The sequence below is a fragment of the Aeromonas sp. QDB68 genome (genome assembly GCF_027707405.1).
GTDB lineage: Bacteria > Pseudomonadota > Gammaproteobacteria > Enterobacterales > Aeromonadaceae > Aeromonas > Aeromonas caviae.
In genome coordinates, this window is sequence record NZ_JAPCIQ010000033.1 from 1 (window position 1) to 26,041 (window position 26,041).

The following is a 26,041-nucleotide window of genomic DNA, read 5'->3' on the forward strand; positions in this document are numbered from 1 at the left end:
TAACCTGGCCAGAAGGAGGCAATATCAATATGATGCACGGCGACAGCAGGGTGATGGTGGTGGTGTGTTTGGAGACAACCAGTTTACCAGCACCCTGTCTGTCAACTTCCACTTTCCCAGGATCCCGCGAAGAACCTTTTTATTGTCACTCTTTTGTGGGGAACCCCCCGAAGTGGCGGTTATCGAGGCAATACGCAGGAGGAGATGATGCCCGGTGCCGTGTTGATGGCATCAATGGGCATTCAACTCATCGAGAGGCAGTGAAAAACTCCCCACGAAGACATCGATGAAGTAGCGCATGGCGGGGTTCATCCTGGCGTCCAGCATCTGCTCGAGGCGCTTTCGCGCGGGCTCGAACTCCCGGTTGCCGACGCTCAGCTCCTCCAGACACTTGGTGTAGGCACAGAGGGTGTCTGCATCCTTCACCAGGCTGGTGAGGGCCTCGTCCTGGGCGCCGGAGTCGAGCAGGGGGCGAAAGTCCTCGACCAGCTCAGGCGGCAACATGCCCAGCAGGCGCTGCTCGGCGGCAAGCTCAATCTTCTTGTATTCACGGGCGATTTCGGGATTGAAGTACTTGACCGGGGTGGGCAGATCCCCGGTCAGCACCTCGCTGCTGTCGTGGTAGAGGGCCATGACGGCGGCCCGGTCTGCATCCACCTGAGCGCCGAACAGGCGATTGCTGATAAGGCCGAGGGCGTGGGCCACCATGGCAACCTGCAAGCTGTGCTCGGCGATGTTTTCGGGCTGGATGTTGCGCATCAGGGGCCAGCGGTAGATGAGGCGCATACGGGCGAGGTTGGCAAAAAAATGGCTGGGCAGCATGAAAGACCTCGAATGGGGCAATGAAAAAGGGCAGACCCTAGTCTGCCCTTTTTTCCACCCGCAAGGATAGTCTGAGATGGGCTGTCAGCGGATGTAGCGGCCCGATTCGGCCTCGTGGTTGGTCACTATCATCTGGCCGATGGGGGCAAGGCTGATGAGGGCCAGCTTGAGGTGCTGGATGCCGAACGGGATGCCGACGATGGTGACGAAACAGGCCAGCGCCGAGGCGATGTGGCCGATGGCCAGCCAGACCCCGATGAGCACAAACCAGAGAATGTTGCCAATCAGCCCCAGGGCACCGGTGCCGATGTCGCTCTGGCCCGTCATGCTCTTGCGGCTCACCGCCTGCTTGCCAAACGGGAAGAAGGTGAAAGTGCCGATGACGAAGCAGGCGCGTCCCCAGGGGATCCCGATGAGGGAGATGAAGCAGAGCAGCCCCGCCAGCCACCAGGCCAGCCCCATGAAGACGCCTCCCAGCACGAACCAGAGCAGATTGAACAAGAAGCGGAAAAAGGACATGTGGGTGACTCCAGCAGCACGTAAATTGGTTGTCACCATAGCGAGCCCTGCCGGGGGACGCAATGGCGCAGGCGAGAAGGTGGACAATTTGGGTCGCAGCACGCCATTTTTGTGCCTGATTGGCGGCGGATGGCGATCAAAATGGCCCGTTCGCCGTGAAAAAGAGTGAGCCAGTGCAAATTATTGCGGATGGAATGCTTGAACTCGGTGCAAGGCTTCCCCATATAGGAGAAAGTCTTGCGCAAATTGTGCTGTCTGTGCCCCGGATGGGGGATGTGCGGCTCGACGCGACCACTGCACGCCGCTATAATGTCGCGTCATATTTTCTCATCACAAAGACAGTCGTTGTCTTTATAAACAGGAAGACTCCGGGCTTGCCCGGGGGCAATAAAGGGTCAGCACGCAGTGCTGAGTTGAACGAGGTAAAAGAATGCAAGTTTCTGTAGAGACAACCCAGGGTCTGGAACGCCGTCTTACCATCACTGTACCGGCCGCTACCGTTGACGCCGCCGTGCGCAAAGAATTGAATGGCCTGGCCAAAACCCGTCGCATCGACGGTTTCCGTCCTGGCAAGGCTCCGGTTGCCATCATCAAGAAGATGTTCGGTGCCATGGCTCACGCCCGCGTTGCCGATGAAATGATGCAGAACAACTTCATCAAGGCCATCATCGAGAACAAACTGAGCCCGGCTGGCGCCCCGACCATGGATCCGAAAGAGATCAAAGAAGGTCAGGATTTCGAGTTCACCGCCACTTTCGAAGTGTATCCGGAGTTCGAAGTTGCCGGTCTGGAGAGCATCAAGGTCGAGAAGCCGGTTGCCACCGTTAAGGACAGCGACCTGGAAAACATGATCGACACCCTGCGCAAGCAGCACGCCACCTGGACTGAAGCCGCTGTGGCTGCCGCCAACGGCATGCGTGTGACCATGGACTTCGTCGGTTCCATCGACGGTGAAGAGTTCGACGGTGGCAAGGCTGAAGGCTTCACCCTGGAACTGGGCGCTGGCCGCATGATCCCGGGCTTCGAAGACGCCATCCTGGGCAAGAAAGCGGGCGACGAGTTCACCATCGAGGTGACTTTCCCGGCTGACTACCACGCCGAAGCCCTGAAGGGCAAGGCTGCCAAGTTTGCCTCCAAGCTGCACAAGGTTGAAGAGCAAGTGCTGCCCGAGCTGACCGAAGAGTTCGTCAAGCGTTTCGGCATCGAGAGCGGCAGCGTTGAAGAGCTGAAGGCTGAAGTGCGCAAGAACATGGAGCGCGAACTGGCCCAGGCCCTGAAAAACAGCGTGAAAGAGCAGGTACTGAACGGCCTGGTTGAAGCCAACCAGATCGATCTGCCGAAGGCTGCTGTTGCCCAGGAAATCGACACCCTGCGTCAGCAGGCTCTGCAGCGCTTCGGTGGCTTCCAGGGCGGCAACGCCCCCGAGCTGCCGGCCGAGCTGTTCCAGGCCCAGGCCGAGCGCCGTGTCCGCGTTGGTCTGCTGCTGGGTGACGTCATCCGCACCAACGAGATCAAGGCTGACGACGCCCGTGTGACCAGCATCATCGAGTCCATGGCCACTGCCTACGAAGATCCGAAAGAAGTGATCGAGTACTATCAGCAGAACGAGCAGATGCTGAACGGCGTGCGCAACCTGGCCATTGAAGATCAAGCCATCGATCTGATCCTGTCCAAGGCGCAAGTCACCGAGAAAGAAGTTGCCTTCGACGAAGTGATCAACAAGTCCGGTGCCGCTGCCTAAGAACATTTGACTTAAGGTCAAAACTGTTAAGTATAATGGCTCGTGTGATCTCCACTCGGGCCATTTTATTTTAGGGACAATGCCTTATGTACAAGAACTATAACGATGTGACTGAATCCCCACGCAATGCGCTCATCCCGATGGTGGTAGAGCAAACCGCGAAAGGGGAGCGTTCCTACGACATCTATTCCCGTCTGCTGAAAGAGCGGGTGATCTTCCTGACCGGTCAGGTCGAGGATCACATGGCGAACCTGGTGGTGGCCCAACTGCTGTTCCTGGAGTCCGAGAACCCGGATCAGGACATCAGCATCTACATCAACTCGCCGGGTGGCGCCGTCACTGCGGGTATGTCCATTTATGACACCATGCAGTTCATCAAGCCGGACGTGAGCACCGTCTGCATGGGGCAGGCCTGCTCCATGGGGGCCTTCCTGCTGGCCGGTGGCGCCAAAGGCAAGCGTTTCTGCCTGCCCAATGCCCGAGTGATGATCCACCAGCCGCTGGGCGGCTTCCAGGGCCAGGCTTCTGACATCCAGATCCATGCCCAGGAGATCCTGAAAATCAAGAATACCCTGAACGATCGTCTGGCGTTCCATACCGGTCAGGACATGGCCACCATCGAGCGCGACACCGACCGTGACAACTTCATGTCCGCCGAACAGGCCGTTGCCTATGGTCTGGTTGACGGCATCCTGAGCCAGCGCGGCTGAGCAGGGTACCCCGTCCTGTTGTAAACTCAACAGGACGATCCATCCTCTATTGATAAAACGAGGTCGCTGAATGACAGAGAAACGCAAGGGTGAGGGCGACAAGCTGCTGTATTGCTCTTTCTGCGGCAAAAGCCAGCATGAAGTGCGCAAGCTGATCGCTGGCCCTTCCGTCTACGTATGTGATGAGTGTGTCGAGCTGTGCAACGACATCATCCGCGAAGAGATCCGCGAGATCTCTCCCAAGCGCGATGGTAGCGAGCTGCCGACCCCTCATGAAATCCGCGCCCATCTGGACGACTACGTGATCGGTCAGGAGTACGCCAAGAAGGTGCTGGCAGTGGCTGTCTACAACCACTACAAGCGTCTTCGCAGCGGCAGCGAGTCCGGTGGCGTGGAGCTGGGCAAATCCAACATCCTGCTGATTGGCCCCACCGGCAGCGGCAAGACTCTGCTGGCCGAGACCCTGGCTCGTCTGCTGGATGTGCCCTTCACCATGGCCGATGCCACCACCCTGACCGAAGCCGGTTACGTGGGCGAGGACGTGGAGAACATCATCCAGAAGTTGCTGCAAAAGTGCGACTACGACGTGGAGAAGGCCCAGCGCGGTATCGTCTACATCGACGAGATCGACAAGATCTCCCGCAAGTCGGACAACCCCTCCATCACCCGCGACGTCTCCGGGGAAGGGGTGCAGCAGGCACTGCTGAAACTGATCGAAGGCACCATCGCCTCCGTGCCGCCCCAGGGCGGTCGCAAGCACCCGCAGCAGGAGTTTTTGCAGGTCGACACCTCCAAGATCCTCTTCATCTGTGGTGGTGCTTTCGCGGGGCTGGACAAGGTGATCGAGCAGCGCTCCGTCAAGGGCACCGGCATCGGTTTTGGCGCCGAGGTGAAATCCAAGAATGCCAAGGCAACCCTGAGCGAGAACTTTGCCAAGGTGGAGCCGGAAGATCTCATCAAGTACGGTCTCATCCCCGAGTTCATCGGCCGTCTGCCGGTGGTCGCGACCCTGACCGAGCTTGACGAGGCTGCCCTCATCCAGATCCTGAAAGAGCCGAAAAACGCGCTGACCAAGCAGTATGCCGCGCTGTTCGCCCTGGAAGAGGTGGAGCTGGAGTTTCGTGACGACGCGCTCAATGCCATTGCCCGCAAGGCCATGGAGCGCAAAACCGGTGCCCGGGGTCTGCGTTCCATTGTCGAGGCCGTACTGCTCGACACCATGTATGACCTGCCCTCCCTGAAAGGGGTCAGCAAGGTGGTGATCGACGAGACGGTGATCAAGGGAGACTCCGCGCCCCTGATGATCTACGACAATCCCGAGACTCAGGCCGCAGCCTCAGAGTAACTGTCTGATTTTTAATCACATAAAGGGGCTTTTTGCCCCTTTCATGCTTTTTACGGCCAAGGCGATTGAATCTCATCTTTGCGCCCCCATATACTCAGCCAAGCCTTTGCCAACGGTATAACAAGCCGAGAGGACATATATGAACCTAGAGCGTTCAGAACGCATCGAGATTCCCGTCCTGCCTCTTCGTGACGTGGTGGTCTATCCCCACATGGTCATTCCACTCTTTGTGGGGCGGGAAAAATCCATTCGCTGTCTGGAAGCGGCCATGGAGCAGGACAAGAAAGTCCTGCTGGTGGCCCAGAAGGATGCGTCGACTGACGAACCGACGGTGGAGGAAATTTTCTCCGTCGGGACAGTGGCCAATATTCTGCAGATGCTCAAGCTGCCGGACGGCACCGTCAAGGTGCTGGTGGAGGGGGGCCAGCGTGCCCGCCTTGAGCGGATGATCGACGATCGCGACTTCTTTGTCGGTGAGGCCCAGTACATCGCGTCCGCCCCCATCGAGGAGAAGGATCAGGACGTGCTGGTGCGCTCTGCCATCGGCCAGTTCGAAGGTTACATCAAGCTCAACAAGAAGATCCCGCCCGAGGTACTCACCTCGATTTCGGCGATTGACGATGCGGCGCGCCTGGCCGATACCATGGCTGCCCACATGCCGCTCAAGCTCGAAGACAAGCAGAAGGTGCTGGAAATCGCCTCCGTGTCCGAGCGCATCGAGTTTCTGATGGCCATGATGGAGTCGGAGATCGACCTGTTGCAGGTCGAGAAACGCATCCGCTCTCGGGTCAAGAAGCAGATGGAGAAGAGCCAGCGGGAGTATTACCTCAACGAGCAGATGAAGGCCATCCAGAAAGAGCTGGGTGAGCTGGAAGACAGCCCGGATGAATTCGAAGCCCTCAATCGCAAGATTGAAGAGGCCGGGATGCCGGAGGATGCCCGCGAGAAGGCCCAGGCCGAGCTCGCCAAGCTCAAGATGATGTCCCCCATGTCGGCGGAAGCCACCGTGGTGCGCAGCTATGTGGACTGGATGGTGCAGGTGCCCTGGAAGGCCCGCTCCAAGGTCAAGAAAGACCTAGGCAAGGCCCAGGAGGTGCTGGATGCGGATCACTATGGCCTGGACAAGGTCAAGGATCGCATCCTCGAATACCTGGCAGTGCAGGCGCGTGTGAACAAGCTTAAGGGCCCCATCCTCTGCCTGGTCGGGCCTCCCGGGGTGGGCAAGACTTCCCTGGGCCAGTCCATCGCCAAGGCCACCGGCCGCAAGTATGTGCGCATGGCCCTGGGTGGGGTGCGTGACGAGGCGGAGATCCGTGGTCACCGCCGTACCTACATCGGCTCCATGCCCGGCAAGCTCATCCAGAAGATGGCGAAAGTCGGCGTGAAGAACCCGCTGTTCCTGCTCGACGAAATCGACAAGATGAGCTCGGACATGCGTGGCGATCCCGCTTCCGCCCTGCTGGAGGTGCTGGATCCCGAGCAGAACAGCAGCTTCAACGATCACTATCTGGAAGTGGATTATGACCTGTCGGACGTGATGTTCGTGGCCACCTCCAACTCCATGAACATACCGGGTCCGCTGCTGGACCGGATGGAAGTGATCCGTCTGTCCGGTTACACCGAGGACGAGAAGCTCAACATTGCCAAGCAGCACCTGGTGGCCAAGCAGATCCAGCGCAACGGCCTGAAGCCTTCCGAGATCACCATCGAGGATTCGGCGCTGATCGGGGTGATTCGCTACTACACCCGCGAGGCGGGTGTGCGCAGCCTGGAGCGTGAAATCTCCAAAATCTGTCGCAAGGCAGTCAAACGCATCCTGCTGGACAAGAGCATCAAGCATGTTCAGGTCAACCAGGAGAACCTCAAGGAGTTCCTGGGGGTACAGCGCTTTGACTATGGCAAGGCCACCGACCAGAACCAGATTGGTCAGGTGTGCGGGCTGGCTTGGACCGAAGTGGGGGGCGATCTGCTCACCATCGAGACCACCAACATGCCGGGCAAGGGCAAGCTCACTTACACCGGTTCCCTCGGTGACGTGATGCAGGAGTCCATCCAGGCGGCCATGACAGTGGTGCGAGCCCGTGCCGAGAAGCTGCGTATCAACGGCGACTTCTACGAGAAGCGCGACATCCACGTGCACGTGCCGGAAGGGGCGACCCCGAAAGACGGCCCGAGCGCCGGTATCGCCATGTGTACCGCCCTGGTCTCCAGCCTCACCGGCAACCCGGTGCGTGCCGACGTGGCCATGACGGGTGAAATCACCCTGCGTGGCGAGGTGTTGCCCATCGGTGGTCTCAAGGAGAAACTGCTGGCGGCCCACCGTGGTGGCATCAAGCGTGTGCTGATCCCGAAAGAGAACGAACGTGACCTCGAGGAGATCCCGGCCAACGTCAAACAAGATCTTGAAATCTATCCGGTTCGCTGGATTGATGAGGTGCTTGCACTGGCGTTGCAGGACAATCCGCAAGGTTTCGAACGCGTTTCTGTCGTGTAAATGTTGATGCGCCGCAAATTTGGCGCATTCGGGGGGGGGTTAAGGCTTGCATGCACCGGACAACGGAAGTAGCCTTGACCACCGATCGGGTACTCATGATGAGTCGCAATGCGTGATGTGGCGCGGGTTTGCGCCAGATTGTCACTTGCAACTGATCAGGAGGCTTGTTATAAAACCTCCACTTGTTGTGGCCAGGGAAATCAGCGCCGCAGCGATGTTCGATAAAAGGGGAATATAAGAGTGAATAAATCTCAACTGATTGACAAGATTGCAGACGGTGCTGATATCTCCAAAGCTGCCGCTGGTCGTGCGCTGGATGCCTTCATCGATGCCGTGGGCGAAGCCCTGAAAGAGGGTGACCAGGTTGCTCTGGTTGGTTTCGGTACTTTCGCCGTTCGCGAGCGTGCAGCCCGTTCCGGCCGCAACCCGCAAACTGGTGCGACCATCGAAATCGCTGCCGGTAAAGTTCCTGCCTTCAAAGCCGGCAAGGCCCTGAAAGACGCGGTCAACTAAGCCGGTCGCTGATATCTATCGGCACCGTCCTTGGTCTCTGACCAGACAAGTGAGAGGGCTCTCCCTCATACTGCTTGACCAAGGCGCATCGCAATCGGTGCGCCTTTTCATTATTTACGCCCATCGAGTTCGGGAGCATAAGTACAAACATGATGTTGGATAAACTACGCGAAGGGGCGCAGGGCAAGGTAGCCAAGGTTATCTTGGGCCTGATCATCCTCTCCTTTGCCTTGGCCGGCGTAGGCAGCTACCTCAATGGCCCGGCACGTACCGCCCCCGCCACCGTCAACGGCAATGACATCAGTGCCCCCGCACTGGAGAATGCCTACCGCAATGAGCGGGCCCGCATGGAATCCCAAATGGGTGAGGCCTTCAACCAGCTGGCCGCCAATCCCGATTACATGAAACAGTTCCGCCGTGGCGTGCTGGACCGTCTGATCGATCAGGCGCTGATCGATGACAAGGCTCGCTCCCTGGGTCTGCGCGTCAGCGATGAGCAAATCAAGCAGGCCATCGTCGCCATGCCCGAGTTTGCCGAGAACGGCAAGTTCAGCAATGACCGCTACCTGCAGCTCATTCGCCGTGCCGGCATGACCCCCGAGATGTTCCGCGACTCCCTGCGCCAGGACATGGTGCGCCAGCAATTGATGGGCGCCGTGCTGGGATCGGAGTTCGCCCTCAAGGGTGAAGCCGAGCAACTGGATCGTCTCTACAACCAGACCCGTGACCTGCGCCTGATCCGTCTGGCCGCTTCCGCCTATGTGGACGGGATCGAGGTGAGCGATGCCGAGGTGGAGCAGTTCTACAAGGCCAACAGTGCTCGCTTCATGAACGACGAGACGGTCAAGGTCGACTATCTGCTGCTCGATGCCGCGAACCTTGGCAAGAACATCAAGGTCACCGAGCAGGATGCCCAGGATTACTACGACCAGCATCAGGATCTGTTCCAGCGTCCCGAGCGCCGTCAGGTGGCGCACATCCTGATCCCGTTTGGCAAGGATGAAAAGGCCGCCGAGCAGAAAGCCGAGGCCGTGCTGGCCAAGGCCAAGGCGGGTGACGATTTCGCCGCGCTGGCCAAGGCCGACTCCTCCGATACCTTCTCCGCGAAGAAGGGCGGGGAGCTCGACTGGTTCGAGAAAGGGGTGATGGATCCTGCCTTCGAGAAAGCCGCGTTCGCGCTGGCCAAGGCTGGCGATCTCTCCGCCGTGGTGAAGAGCCCATTCGGCTTCCACATCATCAAGCTGCTGGCCGTCGAGCCTGCCAAGACCAAGCCCTTCGTGGACGTGATGAGCGATACCATCGCCCGTCTGCAGTCTGAGAAGGCCAAGGAGCAGTTCTTCGCCGAACAGCAGAAGATGGCCGACAGCAGCTTCGAGAACCCGGACTCCCTGGACTTGACCGCCGAAGCCATGGGCCTCCAGGTGCAGTCCACCGGCTATTTCAGCCAGGCCGATGCGCCGGCACCGCTCAATGATCCCAAGGTGCTCTCCGTGGCGTTCTCCGAACAGCTGCGTGATGACAACACCAACTCCGACGTGATCGAGCTGGCCGACGGCAAGGCGCTGGTGCTGCACATCATGGGTCACCAGCCGAAGGCGGCCAAGCCGCTTGCCGAGGTGAAAGAGCAGGTGATCACCGCCATCAAGCACGACAAGGCCAGTGAAGTGGCCCGTGGCAAGGCCCAGGGTCTGCTGGACAAGCTCAAGGCCGGTGAGAACGTTCAGGCCGACCTGACCGCGCTGGGTCTGAAAGTGGATACCCATACCGGCGTATCCCGTTTCGCCCAGGAGATGGACCAGAACCTGGTGACCCAGGTGTTCCGCATGCCCCATCCGACCGATGGCAAGCCGAGCGTCGAGCTGGTGACCGAAGCCAACGGTGATCGTGTGGTGGTGGCGCTGGACAAGGTCAACGTCATCAAGGAGCCGTCCCAGATGGTGAGCCTGCTGCAAGGTCAGCTGGGTCAGGGCAAGGCACAGGCCGACTACAAGTCGCTGATCGACGAGCTGCGCAAGGCGGCCAAGATCGAATACTTCACCGACGTGGAAGCCACTGTCGAGTAGGTCAGCCTCACGGCCCCAAGTGTGAAAACGGCTCCATGATGGAGCCGTTTTTTTGTGCCATCGACAGCCCGGCAGAGCGGGCGGGCGCAGGAGGGAAGGGGCCAGGCACGGGCCTGTGCTGCCTATCCTGGCTGGGGATGAGCGGGACAGGTGTATGACAGCGCTCTGTACTCTTGCTCTCCCTATCCCCAATCCTTCTCTTGCTGTGGGGCGTGATCAAGGAGGCATAAAAAAACCGGCGCACGAGGCGCCGGTTCTGATCGCTTTGCTTGAAAGCGGAGGATTACACCACACCCTGGGTGCGCAGGTAATCCTCGTAGGTGCCGCCGAAGTCGCGGATGCCGTCTTCGGTCAGTTCCAGGATGCGGGTCGCCAGGGAGGAGACGAACTCGCGGTCGTGGGAGACGAAGATCAGGGTGCCCTTGTACATCTCCAGCGCCAGGTTCAAGGATTCGATGGATTCCATGTCCAGGTGGTTGGTCGGTTCGTCCATGATGAGGATGTTGGGGCGCTGCATCATCAGCTTGCCGAACAGCATGCGGCCCTGTTCACCACCGGAGAGCACCTTGACCGGCTTCTTGATGTCGTCCTGGGAGAAGAGCAGACGACCCAGCACGGAGCGCACCGCCTGTTCGTCTTCGTTTTCCTGCTTCCACTGTGCCATCCAGTCGAACACATTGAGATCGGTGTCGAAATCTTCGGCGTGATCCTGGGCGTAGTAGCCGATCTGGGCGTTCTCGGACCACTTGATGGTGCCGGTATCCGGTGCCAGGGCACCGACCAGCGTCTTGATCAGGGTGGACTTACCGATCCCGTTGGTACCCAGGATGGCGACCTTCTCGCCCACTTCCAGCATCATGTTGAGCCCCTTGAACAGGGGACCGTCGCCATAACCCTTGGAGACGCCTTCGATCTCCAGGATGTTGCGGTAGAGCTTCTTGTCCTGCTCGAAGCGGATGAAGGGGTTCTGACGGCTGGAGACCTTCACTTCCTCAATCTTGATCTTGTCGATCTGCTTGAGGCGGGAGGTAGCCTGGCTGGACTTGGAGGCGTTGGCGCTGAAGCGGGAGACGAAGGATTGCAGATCGGCGATCTGGGCCTTCTTCTTGGCGTTGTCGGCCAGCAGGCGCTCGCGGGCCTGGGTGGCAGCCAGCATGTACTCGTCGTAGTTGCCCGGGTAGACCCGCAGCTCGCCGTAGTCCAGATCCGCCATGTGGGTGCAGACGGAGTTCAGGAAGTGACGGTCGTGAGAGATGATGATCATGGTGCTTTCACGATCGTTGAGCACCTGCTCCAGCCAGCGAATGGTGTTGATGTCCAGGTTGTTGGTCGGTTCGTCCAGCAACAGGATGTCGGGGTTGGAGAACAGCGCCTGCGCCAGCAGTACCCGCAGTTTCCAGCCCGGGGCCACTTCGCTCATCGGGCCGTTGTGCTGCTCGATGGGAATACCGGCACCCAGCAGCAGTTCGCCTGCGCGGGATTCGGCGGTGTAGCCATCATATTCGGCGACCAGGCCTTCCAGCTCGGCGGCCTTCATGTAGTCGTCGTCGGTGGCCTCCAGGTTGGCGTAGATGGCATCGCGTTCGGCGATGGCGGCCCACAGCTCGGTGTGGCCCATCATGACCACGTCCAGCACGCGCATCTCTTCGTAGGCGAACTGATCCTGGCGCAGCTTACCGATGCGCTCGTTGACATCCAGGCTCACATTGCCGCCGGTGGGTTCGAGATCGCCGCCGAGGATCTTCATGAAGGTGGACTTGCCACAGCCGTTGGCACCGATGAGGCCGTAGCGGTTGCCGCCGCCAAACTTGACGCTGATGTTCTCAAACAGCGGCTTGGCGCCGAACTGCATGGTGATGTTGTTGCTTGAAAGCACTGGAATGTCCCGGTTGGTCTGTCAAATGGCGCGCATTATGGCACAGATCCCCCGAAAGTTTTAGCAGGAACTGTGATCTGGCCCCATTGCAGGGGGTAAGGTTTCACGACCAGGCCAGCAACGGGCTCCGGCCTCTCTTGCAGAGGCGAGGCGAGGGGGCGGTCATGAAAAAAGCCGGCACTGGGCCGGCTTGGATGCGTGGGATGCCACTCAGTGGGCGGAGGCGCCAGAGGCACCGAGCCCGGTCTGGGAGCGGACGAACTGCGGGAAGAACTTCGCATGCTCGTCGGAGGCTGCCTGGGACTTGTCAGTGACCGAGAAGAACCAGATCCCGATGAAGGCCAGCCCCATGGAGAAGAGCGCCGGGTATTCGTAGGGGAAGATGGCCTGGGCATGGCCCAGTACTTTCACCCAGACGGTGGGGCCCAGGATCATCAGGGTCACGGCGCTGATGAGACCGAGCCAGCCGCCATAGACGGCGCCACGGGTGGTCAGGCGGGACCAGAACATGGAGAGGAAGAGCACCGGGAAGTTGCAGCTCGCCGCGATGGAGAACGCCAGGCCCACCATGAAGGCGATGTTCTGCTTCTCGAACAGGATGCCAAGGCCGATGGCGACCACACCCAGTACCAGGGTGGTCATCTTGGAGACGCGCAGCTCGTCGGCCTCGTTGGCCTTGCCTTCCTTGATGACGCAGGCATAGAGGTCGTGAGAGACCGCGGAGGCCCCCGCCAGGGTCAGCCCGGCCACGACAGCCAGTATGGTGGCAAACGCCACGGCGGAGATGAAGCCCAGGAACAGGCTGCCGCCCACCGCATCGGCCAGATGGACCGCCGCCATGTTGGTGCCCCCCAGCAGGGCGCCGGTGGCGTCCTTGAAGTCCGGGTTGGTGCTGACCAGCAGGATGGCGCCAAAGCCGATGATGAAGGTGAGGATGTAGAAGTAGCCGATGAAGCCGGTGGCATAGAACACCGATTTACGGGCTTCCTTGGCATCGCTCACTGTGAAGAAGCGCATCAGGATGTGAGGCAGACCTGCGGTACCGAACATCAGGGCCAGCCCAAGGGAGATGGCGGAGATGGGGTCGGCGACCAGGCCGCCCGGGCTCATGATGGCCGCACCATTGGCATGCACCTTGACCGCTTCGCTGAACAGGGTACCGACGTCGAAGTTGACGGACTTCATCACCATGATGGCCATGAAGGAGGCACCGGAGAGCAGCATCACCGCCTTGATGATCTGTACCCAGGTGGTGGCCAGCATGCCGCCGAACAGCACGTAGAGCACCATCAGGATGCCGACCAGCACCACGGCCACATGGTATTGGAGGCCGAACAGCAGCTCGATGAGCTTGCCGGCACCGACCATCTGGGCGATGAGGTAGAGGGCGACCACCACCAGGGAGCCGCTGGCGGAGAGGCTGCGCACCGAGGTCTGCTTGAGGCGGTAGGAGGCCACGTCGGCAAAGGTGTACTTGCCGAGGTTGCGCAGCCGCTCCGCGATCAGGAACAGGATGATGGGCCAGCCCACCAGGAAGCCGATGGAGTAGATGAGACCGTCGTAGCCCGAGGTATAGACCAGGGCGGAGATGCCGAGGAAGGAGGCGGCGGACATGTAGTCACCGGCGATGGCCAGACCGTTCTGGAAGCCGGTGATGCGCCTGCCGGCGGCGTAGTAGTCGGAAGCCGAGCGGTTGCGCTTGGAGGCCCAGTAGGTGATGAACAGGGTCGCGGCCACGAAGATCACGAACATCACGATGGCCGAGATATTGAGGGGTTGGCGTTGCACCTCGCCGCTGATGGCGTCGGCCGCCAGCAAGGGGGTGGAGATCAGACCTGCCAGCGGCAGCAGAAACTTGCCTTTCATGATTGCGCTCCCTTGAGGATCTTCTGGTTCAGTTCGTCGAACTCGCCGTTGGCACGAAATACGTAGATACCGGTCAGCACGAAGGCCGATACGATGAGACCAATCCCGACCGGGATACCACGGGTGATGCTGGAGCCTTCACTCAAGGGGGTGCCAAGCCAGCCCGGCGCAAAGGCGATGAGCAGGATGAACGCCAGGTAGAGCCCCAGCATCAGGATGGAGAGGGTCCAGGCAAAACGCTGGCGTTTGGCGACCAGTGCCTGGAAGTTGGGATCTTGCTGGATCCGAAGATACGGTTGCTGTTCCATTGCAGTTCTCCATGACAGTGAATGTCAGCGGTGGATGAGGGGTTCCCTACCGGACAGCACGGCTGTCCATGTAAGCAAAATGTGAATTAAATGTTATTTCCGAACAATTAGACTTTGGGATAAGCCAGCGGGCCGCCCTGATGCAGGCGTACAAAGACAAGGGCGGCGGTGACGGCATCGCTCAGGGCGTCGTGGGGGGGCAGGGCTGGCAGCGCCAGATGGCGACAGATCGCGGCCAGGTGCAGATCGATGGCGGCGTCGGGATAGCGGCGATAGAGGTGATCGTGATAGAGGCGGCTCACCTCGATGCCGCGCTGGGGGAGGGTGAGCCCCCACAGCCGTTGGCAGGCGAGGTTGAGAATGCGCAGGTCATAGGCGATGTGATACCCCACCAGCTCACGGGGGCCGATGAACTCCAGCAGCGCGCGCAGCGCGGGCTCCAGTGCCATGCCCTGTTGCAGATCCTGATGGCGCAGGCCGTGGATCACCACGGACCCGGCGCTCAGGCTGGCGGGAGCCTGGACCCGGATGGCAAGGGCATCGCCCGTCTCTATCCGGTTGCCCCGGATACGCACCGCCCCGATGGAGACGATCTCCGCCAGCGCCGGATCCAGGCTGGTGGTCTCGAAGTCCAGCGCCACCCACTCGTCGCCAGCAGGGCGGGCAAAGAGCGGGGCAAACTCCCCCTCCCGAAACGTCCTGCCAAGCCAGCGGCGGCGCCAGTGCATCCACATCGCTATTGCCTAAGACGAAAGTGCAAGGTGAGCCATTGCTGGAACTTCTTCACCTGGTGCAGGGCATGGCGCAGCAGATCCCGCTCTGCGGGGCCGAGGTCGGCCACCCGCACCCGTCCGTCTCCCTCCTGCAACTGGCTGCGCAGCCGAAGCCGCATGAACAGCCGGAAGGCCTCCGCCAGATTGGTGCCATAGTCCCGGCTGAGGCGTCCCTGGCCCACCAGGGCCTCGATGCGCCCCGTGGTCGAGGTCTCCAGGATCCCCGCCTCCAGGGAGAGTACCCGGACGCCGTGGACAAGGGGGAAGAGGCCGCCCCGCTTGAGATCCAGCCCCTCCGGGGCTTGCTCCAGCCTGCCAAAGAGGGTGAGGGGGGCGTGAAAGGCGACGGCGGCCCTTGCCATCTCCGCCAGCAGATCCGGCCGGTCGGCGAGGCAGGCCCGCAGGCGACGGGCGACGGGGGCGAGCCGGGCGCGATCTCCCGTGATGGCCTGGGCATCGGCCAGGGTGGCGAGCCAGAGCAGATCCGCTTCGCTGGCGCACACACAGGCCTGCTCTATCCCTTGCAGCCAGCCGCCAAGCGGCTTCACCCAGGCCGGGTTGTTGACCATCACCCTGCCCGGGCAAGGGGGATAACCCAGGCGCGCCAGCATGGCGCTGAAGGCGGCCAGATCCGCCGACTGGGTGGGCCACGGCAGGCCATCCGGCAGGATCAGGGCATTGTCCTGATCGGTTTTCTGGATCTGTTCGCCACGCCCCTCCGACCCCAGCATCAGCAGGCACACCTGCTCTTGCTGCGCCGCGGGGATCACCAGGGAAAAGGCCTTGGCGATCAACTGCTCGTTGATGGTGGCGATGAGCTTCATCAGGAACAGGGTGTGGATCCCCTGGGCAAACAGGGAGCGAATGAGCTGCTGCTGCTCCCGGGCGACCGCCTCGAGGGCGGCCGGGGAGTCGGCGCGGGCGATGCGCAGGGTCAACACATGGGAGTGGGTGGAGAAGAGCCCGAGCACCTGGGTCAAATGCAGGATGCCTGCCACCTCCTGCCCCTGCCAGATGACCAGGCGCTTGATGCGGTGGCGGGTCATCAGCAGCAGGGCATCGAACAGATAGCTCCCCAGTGGCAGACCCGTCAGCGGGGTGGGGGTCAGCACCGCCAGCGGCGCACTGAGCGGCAATCCCTTGAGGGTGAGGGCGTGGAGCAGGGTCTTGCGGGTCGCCAGGCTCAGGCTGCCGTCTGCTCCGGGATAGAGCAGGCAGTCGGTGCCCCTGGCCACCATGGCCTCGGTGGCGGCCAGGAGCGAGAGGCTGCTTTCCACGATGAGCGGCGCCTGCAGATGGTCGGGAGCGATGCGGGTCAGGATGAACTCTGCCAGGTTCTGCTGTCCGAGCTGGCCGCGGCGCTCCTGCTCCCGCTGGCGCTCCGCCAGGGTGGCGGTGAAGTAGCGGGCGATATGGGGGTGCTCGTCGCACAGGGCCAGAAAGACGGGGCGGGGAATGAGCTGGCAGAGGGTATCTTCCAGGGCGGCGAAACGGTGGCGGCAGTGCCCGTCAAACTGGGCACGGACGTCGAACATGTCCCCCTCGCCATAGTCGCCAAAGGATTGATGGGGGGCAGACTCTTCCACGGCCCCCTTGATGATGAGGTAGAGCCCGGCGGGCTCCTCCCCGGCGTGCTGCACCGTCTGGCCCGCGCGAAAGTAGCAGATGCTGAGGTGCTGACCGAGCCGCTGGCGTGCCTCCTCGTCCAGGCCGTCGAACGGTGGACGGGCAAAATTGAACAGAAGTGACATGACAGGCTCCACCGTGACCATGGGGCCAGTCTGACAAAGGCTCCACCACCGGGCCAGCCGACTTTAGTCGCAGGCCCGGGGCTGCCTCCCTGTACCTGCCCATAACACTCTGGTAACGTTGTGGTATGACCAGTTGAATCAAAAGGACGAAGACGGAGATGGAAAAGCCAAGGGTCAAATGGGTGTTTCAGGAGGGGATCGCCGAGGTGATGCTCTGCCGGGGGGACAAGCTCAACGCGCTGGATCGGGCCATGTTCGACGCCATCGACGAGACGCTGAACGCGCTATCCCGGCAAAAAGGGCTGCGGGCCGTGATCCTGCACGGGGAGGGGCGGGCGTTCTGCGCCGGGCTGGATGTGAAATCTATGCTGAGGCAGCCGGTGGCGGCGCTGGAGATCCTCAAGCGCGAGGCGGACGAGGCGACCAACCTGGCCCAGCGGGTGGCCTATGGCTGGCATCAATTGCCGGTGCCCGTGATTGCGGTGACCCAGGGGGTCTGTTTTGGCGGCGGCCTGCAGATAGCGCTCGGCGCCGATTTCCGCTTCAGCACCCCGGATTGCCGCTTCTCGGTGATGGAGATCAAGTGGGGCATCATCCCCGACATGAGCGGCAGCGTCACCCTGCGCAACCTGATGGGGATGGATACCGCCATGGAGCTTGCCATGAGCGGGCGCGAGCTGGAAGCCAGCGAAGCCAAGTCCCTCGGCCTGGTGAGCCGGGTGTGCGCGGATCCCCTGGAAGAGGCGCGGGCCTTTGCCCGGACCCTGATCACCAAGTCGCCGGATGCGCTGGCGGGGATCAAGCAGCTCTACACCCAGGCCTGGGCTCGCAGTGACGAGGCCATGCTCAAGGAAGAGACCCGGTTGCAGAGGCAGATCCTGGGGCGCCCCAACCAGTGGCGGGCGACCCTCAACAGCCTGTTTCGCTGGCGCCTGCCATTCGGACCGCGCCGCAACGCGCTTTGAACCCCTCACCCATCCAACACAAATGAAAATGGCAGCCGAAGCTGCCATTTTGCATTGTGCCGTCTGATTACTTGGCAACGGTATCCGGGTCTGCCTCGAAGGGGTGGCCGGTTTGCTCGCGCATCAGGTTCACTTCGGCGCGGTTTTCAATCCAGTAGTCGGCGTTCTTGATGCCGAGCTTTTCCGGGTGGAACACGGGATCCAGACCCTTGGCCAGCTGTGCCTCGTAGTCTTTCAGACAGGCGAAAGCCGGCTTTTGCAGCATCAGGATGGCACCGATGTTGAGCCAGGCCATCAGGCCGACGCCGATGTCCCCCAGGCCCCAGGCCAGATCGGCGGTCTTGACGGTGCCGTAGACGGTGGCAGCCATCAGCGCAATCTTCAGCAGGAAGGTGAGCCAGGGGCGGTTAATCTTGCGGTTGACAAAAGCGATGTTGGTTTCGGCGATGTAGTAGTAGGCCACGATGGTGGTGAAGGCGAAGAAGAACAGGGCGATGGCGACGAAGTAGTTGCCAAAGCCTGGCATCATGCTTTCCATGGCGGTCTGCACATAGCCGGGGCCTGCCGCGATGCCGGCGATGCCGGTGTAGAGGGCGGCACCGTCCGGGCCCTGCACGTTGTACAGGCCGGTGATGAGCAGCATGAAGCCGGTGGCGGAGCAGACGAACAGGGTGTCGATGTAGACGGAGAACGCCTGTACCAGGCCCTGCTTGGCCGGGTGGCTCACCGCCGCGGCGGAGGAGGCGTGGGGGCCCGTCCCCTGGGCGGCTTCGTTGGAGTAGACCCCGCGCTTGACACCCCACATGATGGCCAGACCCAGAATGGCGCCGAAGCCGGCTTCCATCCCGAAGGCACTCTTCCAGATGAGCAGGATCACGCCCGGCAGTTGGCCGATGTTCAGGGCGATGATGACGCAGGCCACGATGATGTAACCCAGCGCCATGAAGGGCACCACGGTACTGGCGAAATTGGCGATGCGTTTGACGCCGCCGAAGATGATGAAACCGAGCAGCAGCGCCAGACCGGCGGCGGTGACGTTGGGATCGATGTCAAAGGCGGTCTGCAGGCTGGAGCCGATGGAGTTCGCCTGTACGCCCGGCAGCAGCACGCCGCAGGCGAAGATGGTGGCGATGGCGAAGGTCCAGGCATACCACTTCATGCCCAGGCCCTTCTCGATGTAGAAGGCCGGACCGCCGCGATATTCACCGTTGATCTTCTCCTTGTAGACCTGGCCCAGGGTGGACTCCACGAAGGCGGAGCTGGCGCCAAGGAAGGCGACCATCCACATCCAGAACAGGGCACCCGGGCCGCCGAAGGTGATGGCAGTGGCCACACCGGCGATGTTGCCGGTACCGACGCGACCGGCCAGGGTCATGGAGAGTGCCTGGAAGGAGGAGACACCGGCATCGTTGCCCTTGCCCTGAAACATCAGGCGTATCATGCCTTTCAAGTGGCGCAGTTGCAGGAAACGGCTGCGCAGGGAGAAGTAGAGGCCTACCCCCAGACACAGATAGATGAGCGCTGGGCTCCAAATCACGCCATTGATGGCATTGACGATCTCATTCATGTACAACAACTCCTTTGTTGCGCTGTCTTGGCGAGGTCTATATGCCTCGCTCCCTTAACATTGAAATATGCGGTGACCAAGGGGGTCACTCAGGATTGTGCGGGACTTTCGACTGGTTAGTCCGCGGGATTTAACATATCGGTTTGTTCAGGGCCTTCCTAGTGAAAAGTGTTGTGACTTTGTTAATTTGTGAATTGACATTAACAAATGGTGAATGGAACTGGACAAGATTCGGTACATACCCATCATCTGCCGCTTTGCCATGCCCAGAGGGCTGATTGAGGTAATGCAAATAGGAGGCCAGGAGTGGCAACAAGGGAAAACAGGTGCATCATTCGCCTCGCCGGGGAGGAAGATGGGACCGGATTGACGGGGTTGTTTGCCCAGCTGGGCTACCCCAACCCTGACGGGGCGGTCAGCGCCAGGCTGGCCCAGCCCGATCCGGCTCGGGAGGTACTGCTGGCCCTGTGCGAGGGGATCCCGGTGGGGGTGCTGGTGTGGCATCGCCTGCAGCCCATGCACCTTGCACCAGCCTGGGGCCTGATCTCGGCGCTGGTTGTCGATGAGGGTGCAAGGGGAGGGGGCATCGGGGCCCTGCTGCTGGCGGCGGCAGAGCAGCGGGCGGCAGCCCTGGGGTGCGGCCAGCTGGAGCTCTCCAGCAGCCTCAAGCGCGAAGGGGCGCACCGATTTTATCTGGCGCAAGGGTATTGCGAGCGTCCGAAACGTTTTGTGAAAACTGTCTGATTGGCAAGAGGAGTCCGTGTGTTCTGGTCCAGGTTGAAAGAGGTATTGGGTGGTGCATCTCCCCGGGAGCCCCGTCTCCCAGAAGAGCAGGAGTGGCGCGAGGCGCTGGCTGCGGTGCCCATCTTGCAGGGGCTTGAAGAAGAAGAGGCGCAGAGGCTGATGGAGCTGGCGCGCCATTTTCTCTCGCGCAAGACCCTCACCCAGATCGGGGTAGAACTGACGCCCCGCCAGCAGGGGGTGCTGGCCCTGCAGGCAGTGCTGCCCATCCTGCACCTGGGGTTCGATTGGTATCGAGGTTTCCACGAGGTGATCATCATCCCCGAGCCCGTGACCCGTCGTCAGGAGGTGCAGGACGAGTTCGGGCTGGTGAGCGAATTTGAAGAGGAGAACGCCGGTGAATCCTGGCCCCAGGGGCCGCTGGTGCTGGCCTGGAGTGAATTGCAGCAGGACGGGGACTGGGACGGATTCAACCTGGTGATCCATGAGCTTGCCCACAAGCTCGACATGCTGGGAGGGGATGCGGACGGTGCACCGCCCCTGCCGCGGGGCATGGATCCCCAGCAATGGACCCGGGCGCTGCAAGGTGCGTTTGACGAGATGAACGATCAGTTGACCAGAGAGGAGGTGACCGAGATAGACCCCTACGCCGCCTCGCATCCCGCCGAATTCTTCGCGGTGTGCAGCGAGAGCTTCTTCACCGATCCGTTGCGTCTGCGCGCCGTCTACCCTGCGGTCTATGACCAGTTCGCCCGCTTCTACGGCCAGGATCCCGCCGCCCGCTACCCGGCCACCCGATTGCTGGCTGGGGATCCCGGAGCGCAGGGCTGACCGGCACGGTGTCCGGGCGGCAGAAAGACAAAAGGCACCCGAGGGTGCCTTTTTCGTGACAGCGATGTCGCCGGGTGCTTAGGCAGCGGCTTTGAGCTCGACGGGAGCGGCTTTCTTCTGCTCGCCGATGGGCAGCACGGTGCGACCGAACTGCTCGTTGATCACGGTGGCCATGGCCAGGTAGATGGCGCTGGCGCCGCAGATGATGCCTTCGAAACCGGCGATGGTGCCGATCAGGGTGCTGCCGGTGAAGTCACGGGCGGCCAGCAGGAAGAACAGCACGGTCAGGGAGGCGAACACGAACTGCTTCACGCGGGGGAAGTTGACGGTCCCGATCAGCATGAACAGGGTGAACATGCCCCACATCAGCAGGTACCAGCCCATGTAGGCGTGGGGGGTGGCCTCGGCCAGACCCATGGTCGGCATCACCAGCAGGAACACCAGGCTCCACCAGAAGGTGCCGTAGGAGATGAAAGCGGTGACACCGAAGGTGTTGCCACGCTTGTACTCCATGATGCCGGCGATGATCTGGGCCAGACCGCCATAGCACAGACCCATGGCCAGGATCATGGCGCTGATGGGGAAGAAACCTGCGTTATGGATGTTCAGCAGAATGGTGGTCATACCGAAACCCATCAGACCCAGAGGGGCAGGGTTGGCCAATTTTTCGCTCACGTGGTGTTCTCCAACAATAGAGGTGGGGTTGATAAAAGACGCGCGATTTTAGGCAGGCTCAGGGTCCCGGGCAAGGGGGGGACACACAGAAATGGTAAAAAAAGAACACGAAAGTTTAAGTGGCCAACCATTCGTGCCATTCAGGTAGACGAGTGGTGAATGAAAAACGTTTTCAACGTTGCGATTTTGTATAAAAGGCACCTTGGCATGAAAGTCGGCAACGACGATGGTGACTGGGATTGGTGAGGGAAACGCGCCCCGGATGGTCGCGTCATGGCGGCTTGATTGAAAAATGAGTTCATATGCCATCATACCAGAGTGTTTCCCTCCTGTTTGTGACCCATGGACCTCCCGTATCGCTTGCCATCGCAGTGTCCGTTGCGCTCCCCATTTTCTCGTCAACCCCGCGCTCGCCACCGTGTTCCCTACACAAGGGCGGGGCGCCAGAGAAACCCGCAAGCGCGCCGTGTTGACTGCCACGGGCGAAAGAGGCGCAAGATTAACGGGCAGGATCAGAGGCTGCCCTTGTCAAAAAGCCAGAGGCGGGATGGGCCATGGGCCCAGTAAAAACGCTTCGAAATGGAAGGGGGGGCGCGGGGTTGGCCCTGTGGCGTGCGCGAGAGGGTGTTCAGGATTGGCCCGATTAGACACTGTATATCTGATCGGGCCATCTATTTTGACATGCCGACATGCCGACATGCCGACATGCCGACATGCCGACATGCCGACATGCTGGATAAAGGGATAACCGGATTGTTCGGGACGGCTAGCGAGAGACATATCCTGATGGAAGGGGTCAGGGGAGGGAGCCCCTCGGGCCATGTGCCGTCGGGGCAAACAAGAGGGGCATCCGGCGGGCGCCGGATCAGTTGTCCAGGGTCAGCACCACCTTGGCTTCCTTGTCCGTCTCCTTCACCTGGCTGTCGAGCACGAAGAGGCGCTCCGGCGCGATGCCCTGGGTATCCACCAGATACTCCTTGGTGTTCTGGGCGCGGCGCATGGCGAGGTTTCGCAGGGACTTGGCGGTGATGAGCTGCTGATCCCGCAGCAGGAGCACCGCCTGGGCGCGCAGGGCCTCGCTCCCTTCATCGAGTCGCAACCGGTCGGCCAGATCCCCGAGATCTTCGTTGAACTTGGCTTCATAGGCCTCTGCCAGTGCGGATTGCATGGCGGGATCCTGCTCCAGCAGCGTCAAATCCACCGGGCTGCCGGTGATCTTGGCCAGCAGCCGCTCAAGCTTCTGACGCTGAAGGATGGGGCGCTCTTCGTTGAAGTTGACCTTGCCGCGGATGTTCATGCTGAGCTTGGGCCTCTCCTTGAGGGCCTGGGCGAGGGTGGTCAGCTTGGTCTGCTGGGTCGGGGTCAGGGCGGGATCGCCGGGCAGGAAGGGGAGCTCGTCGAGATCCTTGGTGCCCCCCGTCAAGGACGCAAGCAGGGAGAAGGGGGAGGTGATGGCCTTGCCGAGGGTATTGCCGAGCACGTCCCAGAAGATATTGCCCAGGCTGAAATCAGGCTGATCCAGATTGCCCTTCACCTTGAGGTTCATCTTGATGACGCCGTTCGAATCGCTCAGCAGGGCGATGGCGAGGCCGAGGGGCAGATCCTTGGCCTGCTCGCTCTTGACCTTCTCCCCGAGTTGCAGCTTCTTGATGGTGATGTCGTTGTCCCCCTCCAGCCGGTTGCCCTGCAGCTTGTAGTTGAGCTTCATGGAGAGCTGCCCCTTGTCGATGGCATAGCCTGCATAGGTGCTGGAGTAGGGGGTGAAGGTGGTGAGCTCCAGGTTGTTAAAGGCCACGGCCACATCCAGCACGGGATCCTCGATGAGCAGGTTGGCGCCCCCCCGGATGGTGACGGGGGCGTAGCGGTCCACCTTGCCGTTGAAGGCGAGCTCGGAGCGCTGCCCCGGGGTGTTGCTGATATGGCGGCTCTGGCCGTCGAGGGAGGCGATGTCCACCACGAACTCCGGGCTCAGGCTGCGATCGGCGAAGCGCAGGTTGCCCTGGGCGGTACGGATCTGATCGATGACGATGTGCGGGGCGGGGGCGCTCTCCCTGGCGTTCGCGGCGGGTTGCGGCAGCAGCAGTTGCTGCACGTTGGTGATCCCCTCTTCGTTGATCTCGATGCGGGCATAGGGTTTGCTGAGCAGGATGTCGGCGATGTGCAGTTTCTGGCTCAGGCCATCATAGTGCAGGCCGCTCAATTGCAGATTCTCTATCTGGAGCAGGCGCTGGTTGTCGGCCCGATCCAGCACGTTGAGCCCCGCGACCTCGAGTCCACCGCTTATCTCCAGCTTGCTGATGGCCCCCTGGCGGTCGGTGGCCAGGTCCAGCCTGGTGCGGCTGGCAAGCTCGCCGTCCCGCACGCTGATACGCAGCAGATCCTGCAGGTAGGGTTGAGCCAGGGTCAGCGGCAGCCCCTGCTGGCGGATGGCGCCGTTCAGGGTGAAGGGGGTCAGCCCCAGGGTGCCGTCAAACGCCACCGTCGTCCTGGTGTCGAGGGCTGCGTTGAGGGTGAGGGGGCTGGGTTGGGCGGCCTGGCTGCCAAGGGGCCCCAGGGTGAGGGCGAGGGCGGAGATGGCCCGTTTCAGGGGCTTGCCGCTGGTGGCTTCGGTCAGGGTGAGGCTGCCCTGGTCGATGCGGGTCTGCTTGAGGGCCCATTGCCAGGGCTTGGCGGGGGTGGCCGGTTGTTTGCCCCCCTTGGGGGTCTTCTGGGGGATCAGCAGGTCCGCGAGATCCAGTTGTTGCTGGTGGTCGAGGACGGCGGTGATGGCCGGGCTCTTGAGGATGGCGGCATCGAGCTCAAGGCGCTGCTTGTTGCCATCGATGCGGATCCCGGTCAGCGCCAACTGCTTGAAGCGGGCAAATTCCTCCCCCTTGTTGCGTGTGAGCTGCCAGTTGGCCAGGGTCAGCTTGCCCTTTGACAACTGCCAGTCCAGTCCCTGCTTGCCCTGGGTGAGGCGATAGGCGAGCTCGGCGCTGGCCTCCCCTTTGGCGAGGGTCGCCTTGAGATAGGGGGCCCAGAGGGGGGCGAAGGGGGCGATGGCCACCTTGCCAAGGCTGAGGTTGCCCTTGCCGGCGCCGCTCATCATGTCGAATTCCCCTTCGGCCTTGAGGGGGCTCTTCTCGTTGACGGTGGCGCTCAGGCGATAGGGGTTGAGCACCCCCTCTGCGCTGGAAAATCCGGGCAGGTGCAGGGTGAGCTTGTCCAGGGTGAGGGGCGGCACCCACCCCGAGCTGCTCTGCTTGCGGCTGTCCCGGTAGCTGAGCCGGCCCTGCTCGACGGACAGCTTGCCAATGGTCACCAGCACGGGCTCGGCGCTAGCTGGCGGCGCTTGCTCCGGCGCAGGGGAGAGCAGGGAGGCCAGTGCATCGATCAGGTTGAAGCGCGCCTCCCCCTTGAGATCCTCGAGGCGCACCAGATCTGCCCTGGGGGCGGTCAGGGTGGCCTCTTCCAGTACCAGGGCGCGCTGCTGCCAGCTCGCTTTCAAGGCGGGAATGAGCTTCAGCTCTTCAAATGACACCAGCGCTTGCTGCTGGTCATCGAGCAGGGCGCTGGGCCCCAGCACGAGGGAGGGGGAGCGGATCCCCACCTCTATCTTGCCAAGGGAGAGGTGCAGACCGTAATGGGTGGCAAGCCAGCCGGGGAGATGGCGCTGGATGAGGGTCGGCGCCTGCCAGAGCAGGATGGTGATGCCGATGAGCAGGAGCGCGAGAAGATAGAGGGCATAGCGCAGCAGACGAGCGGGCAGAGGCTTGAGCATGATGGTCTCCATTTGATGCGCATATGGTAGCAATTAATCGTGCCCGGTTCATGGGAAGGACTCATGAGGTGCGCCGCACTCTGACCGGGCTGGGGAATTATTGTGCGACCAAGGCCGGATTTCCCCCGTTTGCCCCACCTCGCCGCTTGCCCAAACCGCCCACTCTGTCCGGCATGTCGCGACGGGCGATGTGGGGAACAAGGGGGTTGCCGGGTCAGGGCCTGCCACTGCGGATATCCACTGGAAAACCGGGATACCGGGGGCGAGATACCCCCAGAGTCTGTCAATCCCCGTCGGTTTTCAAGCCGCCGAGGGAGTGGATGCAGCGCTGCTCGGCGGCATCGAGCTCGGCCATCACCATCTGGATGTCCTCCAGCTGCTGGCGCAGGGAGTGGCGTCTGGCCTCGATGAGCTGGATCATGGAGTGAAGCTGCATCCGGCTGGAGCGGTCGGTGTCGTACATGTCGAACAGCTCGCGGATCTCCGCCAGGCTGAACCCGAGGCGTTTGCCGCGCAGGGTCAATTTCAGGCGGATCCTGTCCTTGTGGCTGTAGATGCGGGTCTGCCCCTCCCGGGTCGGGGTGATGAGCCCCTCGTCCTCGTAATAGCGGATGGTGCGTGGGGTGATGTCGAACTCCTGGGCCAGCTCCGAGATGCTGTAGGTCCTCTCCTTGCCACTGGCGTGTCTGGCTCTCATGGTGCGCCCTCCTGATGAGCTGGC

The 26,041-nt window shown here is 61.4% G+C and carries 21 protein-coding genes; 10 read left to right on the forward strand and 11 right to left on the reverse strand.

The genetic code is table 11. The annotated features are described in order from the left end of the window. Positions 1–208, forward strand: a 208-nt coding sequence (locus tag PG892_RS11710; protein ID WP_270825424.1) for a hypothetical protein, incomplete at its 5' end; no start/stop codon positions are given. 23 nt (positions 209–231) lie between these two features. Here PG892_RS11710 and yfbR read toward each other — a convergent pair. Both yfbR and PG892_RS11720 read right to left on the reverse strand, forming a co-directional pair. After that, complete coding sequence (gene yfbR / locus PG892_RS11715) at positions 232–822, reverse strand: 5'-deoxynucleotidase (protein ID WP_010674569.1); 591 nt, start codon at positions 820–822, stop codon at positions 232–234. A gap of 84 nt (positions 823–906) precedes the next feature. Next, positions 907–1,341, reverse strand: a complete 435-nt coding sequence (locus tag PG892_RS11720) for a YccF domain-containing protein (protein WP_042016081.1) — start codon at positions 1,339–1,341, stop codon at positions 907–909. 430 nt (positions 1,342–1,771) lie between these two features. Here PG892_RS11720 and tig point away from each other — a divergent pair, with 430 nt between their 5' ends. From tig to ppiD, 6 genes are all read left to right on the forward strand, one after another. Then, complete coding sequence (tig, locus tag PG892_RS11725) at positions 1,772–3,082, forward strand: trigger factor (RefSeq protein WP_010674572.1); 1,311 nt, start codon at positions 1,772–1,774, stop codon at positions 3,080–3,082. Between the two features lie 86 nt (positions 3,083–3,168). Further along, positions 3,169–3,792, forward strand: a complete 624-nt coding sequence (clpP, locus tag PG892_RS11730; RefSeq protein WP_005324106.1) for an ATP-dependent Clp endopeptidase proteolytic subunit ClpP — start codon at positions 3,169–3,171, stop codon at positions 3,790–3,792. 70 nt (positions 3,793–3,862) lie between these two features. Beyond that, positions 3,863–5,137, forward strand: a complete 1,275-nt coding sequence (clpX, locus tag PG892_RS11735; protein WP_010674573.1) for an ATP-dependent protease ATP-binding subunit ClpX — start codon at positions 3,863–3,865, stop codon at positions 5,135–5,137. Positions 5,138–5,276: 139 nt separating this feature from the next. Beyond that, on the forward strand, positions 5,277–7,631 hold the full coding sequence (gene lon / locus PG892_RS11740; RefSeq protein ID WP_010674574.1) for an endopeptidase La: 2,355 nt from the start codon (positions 5,277–5,279) through the stop codon (positions 7,629–7,631). Positions 7,632–7,871: 240 nt separating this feature from the next. After that, positions 7,872–8,144 carry a nucleoid-associated protein HU-beta gene (gene hupB / locus PG892_RS11745; protein ID WP_005315375.1) on the forward strand — a complete coding sequence of 91 codons (273 nt, stop codon included), beginning with the start codon at positions 7,872–7,874 and terminating at the stop codon, positions 8,142–8,144. Positions 8,145–8,293: 149 nt separating this feature from the next. Beyond that, complete coding sequence (gene ppiD, locus PG892_RS11750; RefSeq protein WP_161957680.1) at positions 8,294–10,207, forward strand: peptidylprolyl isomerase; 1,914 nt, start codon at positions 8,294–8,296, stop codon at positions 10,205–10,207. 283 nt (positions 10,208–10,490) lie between these two features. Here ppiD and PG892_RS11755 read toward each other — a convergent pair whose 3' ends face one another. The 5 genes from PG892_RS11755 to PG892_RS11775 form a co-directional block, all read right to left on the reverse strand. Then, on the reverse strand, positions 10,491–12,083 hold the full coding sequence (locus PG892_RS11755) for an ABC-F family ATPase (RefSeq protein WP_010674576.1): 1,593 nt from the start codon (positions 12,081–12,083) through the stop codon (positions 10,491–10,493). 210 nt (positions 12,084–12,293) lie between these two features. Then, on the reverse strand, positions 12,294–13,949 hold the full coding sequence (locus PG892_RS11760) for a cation acetate symporter (RefSeq protein WP_270825426.1): 1,656 nt from the start codon (positions 13,947–13,949) through the stop codon (positions 12,294–12,296). Continuing rightward, positions 13,946–14,257, reverse strand: a complete 312-nt coding sequence (locus tag PG892_RS11765; protein ID WP_039039049.1) for a DUF485 domain-containing protein — start codon at positions 14,255–14,257, stop codon at positions 13,946–13,948. Before PG892_RS11765 ends, PG892_RS11760 begins: the two co-directional genes overlap by 4 nt. A gap of 107 nt (positions 14,258–14,364) precedes the next feature. Next, positions 14,365–14,991 carry a 3'-5' exonuclease gene (locus tag PG892_RS11770; RefSeq protein WP_029314461.1) on the reverse strand — a complete coding sequence of 209 codons (627 nt, stop codon included), beginning with the start codon at positions 14,989–14,991 and terminating at the stop codon, positions 14,365–14,367. A gap of 2 nt (positions 14,992–14,993) precedes the next feature. Beyond that, positions 14,994–16,781, reverse strand: coding sequence for a putative nucleotidyltransferase substrate binding domain-containing protein (locus PG892_RS11775; protein ID WP_270825427.1), 1,788 nt, complete (start codon positions 16,779–16,781; stop codon positions 14,994–14,996). Positions 16,782–16,939: 158 nt separating this feature from the next. Between PG892_RS11775 and PG892_RS11780 the strand changes: the two genes are divergently transcribed. Then, positions 16,940–17,746 (forward strand): crotonase/enoyl-CoA hydratase family protein, encoded by an 807-nt coding sequence (locus tag PG892_RS11780; RefSeq protein WP_010674581.1) that lies wholly within the window; start codon positions 16,940–16,942, stop codon positions 17,744–17,746. A 67-nt stretch (positions 17,747–17,813) separates the two neighbouring features. Here PG892_RS11780 and PG892_RS11785 read toward each other — a convergent pair whose 3' ends face one another. Continuing rightward, a complete protein-coding gene (locus PG892_RS11785) occupies positions 17,814–19,313 on the reverse strand; it encodes an alanine/glycine:cation symporter family protein (RefSeq protein ID WP_043156472.1) in 1,500 nt (499 codons plus the stop codon). Between the two features lie 330 nt (positions 19,314–19,643). Here PG892_RS11785 and PG892_RS11790 point away from each other — a divergent pair, with 330 nt between their 5' ends. Next, complete coding sequence (locus PG892_RS11790; RefSeq protein WP_214003739.1) at positions 19,644–20,057, forward strand: GNAT family N-acetyltransferase; 414 nt, start codon at positions 19,644–19,646, stop codon at positions 20,055–20,057. An 18-nt stretch (positions 20,058–20,075) separates the two neighbouring features. After that, positions 20,076–20,885, forward strand: a complete 810-nt coding sequence (locus PG892_RS11795) for a zinc-dependent peptidase (RefSeq protein WP_039039054.1) — start codon at positions 20,076–20,078, stop codon at positions 20,883–20,885. 78 nt (positions 20,886–20,963) lie between these two features. Here PG892_RS11795 and PG892_RS11800 read toward each other — a convergent pair whose 3' ends face one another. From PG892_RS11800 to PG892_RS11810, 3 genes are all read right to left on the reverse strand, one after another. Further along, positions 20,964–21,560: an acetate uptake transporter gene (locus tag PG892_RS11800; RefSeq protein ID WP_039039055.1), complete on the reverse strand. Its 597-nt coding sequence runs from the start codon at positions 21,558–21,560 to the stop codon at positions 20,964–20,966. Positions 21,561–22,425: 865 nt separating this feature from the next. Then, on the reverse strand, positions 22,426–25,332 hold the full coding sequence (locus PG892_RS11805; RefSeq protein WP_442865633.1) for a DUF748 domain-containing protein: 2,907 nt from the start codon (positions 25,330–25,332) through the stop codon (positions 22,426–22,428). Between the two features lie 271 nt (positions 25,333–25,603). Continuing rightward, positions 25,604–26,017: a MerR family transcriptional regulator gene (locus tag PG892_RS11810; RefSeq protein WP_010674587.1), complete on the reverse strand. Its 414-nt coding sequence runs from the start codon at positions 26,015–26,017 to the stop codon at positions 25,604–25,606. Positions 26,018–26,041: the final 24 nt, after the last annotated feature.

Coding starts and splice junctions, on each gene's coding strand:
- tig (WP_010674572.1), top strand. CDS start 1,772: ATGCAAGTTTCTGTAGAGACAACCCAGGGTCTGGAACGCCGTCTTACC.
- clpX (WP_010674573.1), top strand. CDS start 3,863: ATGACAGAGAAACGCAAGGGTGAGGGCGACAAGCTGCTGTATTGCTCT.
- PG892_RS11810 (WP_010674587.1), bottom strand. CDS start 26,017: ATGAGAGCCAGACACGCCAGTGGCAAGGAGAGGACCTACAGCATCTCG.
- clpP (WP_005324106.1), top strand. CDS start 3,169: ATGTACAAGAACTATAACGATGTGACTGAATCCCCACGCAATGCGCTC.
- PG892_RS11770 (WP_029314461.1), bottom strand. CDS start 14,991: ATGTGGATGCACTGGCGCCGCCGCTGGCTTGGCAGGACGTTTCGGGAG.
- PG892_RS11785 (WP_043156472.1), bottom strand. CDS start 19,313: ATGAATGAGATCGTCAATGCCATCAATGGCGTGATTTGGAGCCCAGCG.
- PG892_RS11775 (WP_270825427.1), bottom strand. CDS start 16,781: ATGTCACTTCTGTTCAATTTTGCCCGTCCACCGTTCGACGGCCTGGAC.
- PG892_RS11765 (WP_039039049.1), bottom strand. CDS start 14,257: ATGGAACAGCAACCGTATCTTCGGATCCAGCAAGATCCCAACTTCCAG.
- PG892_RS11780 (WP_010674581.1), top strand. CDS start 16,940: ATGGAAAAGCCAAGGGTCAAATGGGTGTTTCAGGAGGGGATCGCCGAG.
- PG892_RS11805 (WP_442865633.1), bottom strand. CDS start 25,332: ATGGAGACCATCATGCTCAAGCCTCTGCCCGCTCGTCTGCTGCGCTAT.
- PG892_RS11720 (WP_042016081.1), bottom strand. CDS start 1,341: ATGTCCTTTTTCCGCTTCTTGTTCAATCTGCTCTGGTTCGTGCTGGGA.
- lon (WP_010674574.1), top strand. CDS start 5,277: ATGAACCTAGAGCGTTCAGAACGCATCGAGATTCCCGTCCTGCCTCTT.
- ppiD (WP_161957680.1), top strand. CDS start 8,294: ATGATGTTGGATAAACTACGCGAAGGGGCGCAGGGCAAGGTAGCCAAG.
- PG892_RS11760 (WP_270825426.1), bottom strand. CDS start 13,949: ATGAAAGGCAAGTTTCTGCTGCCGCTGGCAGGTCTGATCTCCACCCCC.
- yfbR (WP_010674569.1), bottom strand. CDS start 822: ATGCTGCCCAGCCATTTTTTTGCCAACCTCGCCCGTATGCGCCTCATC.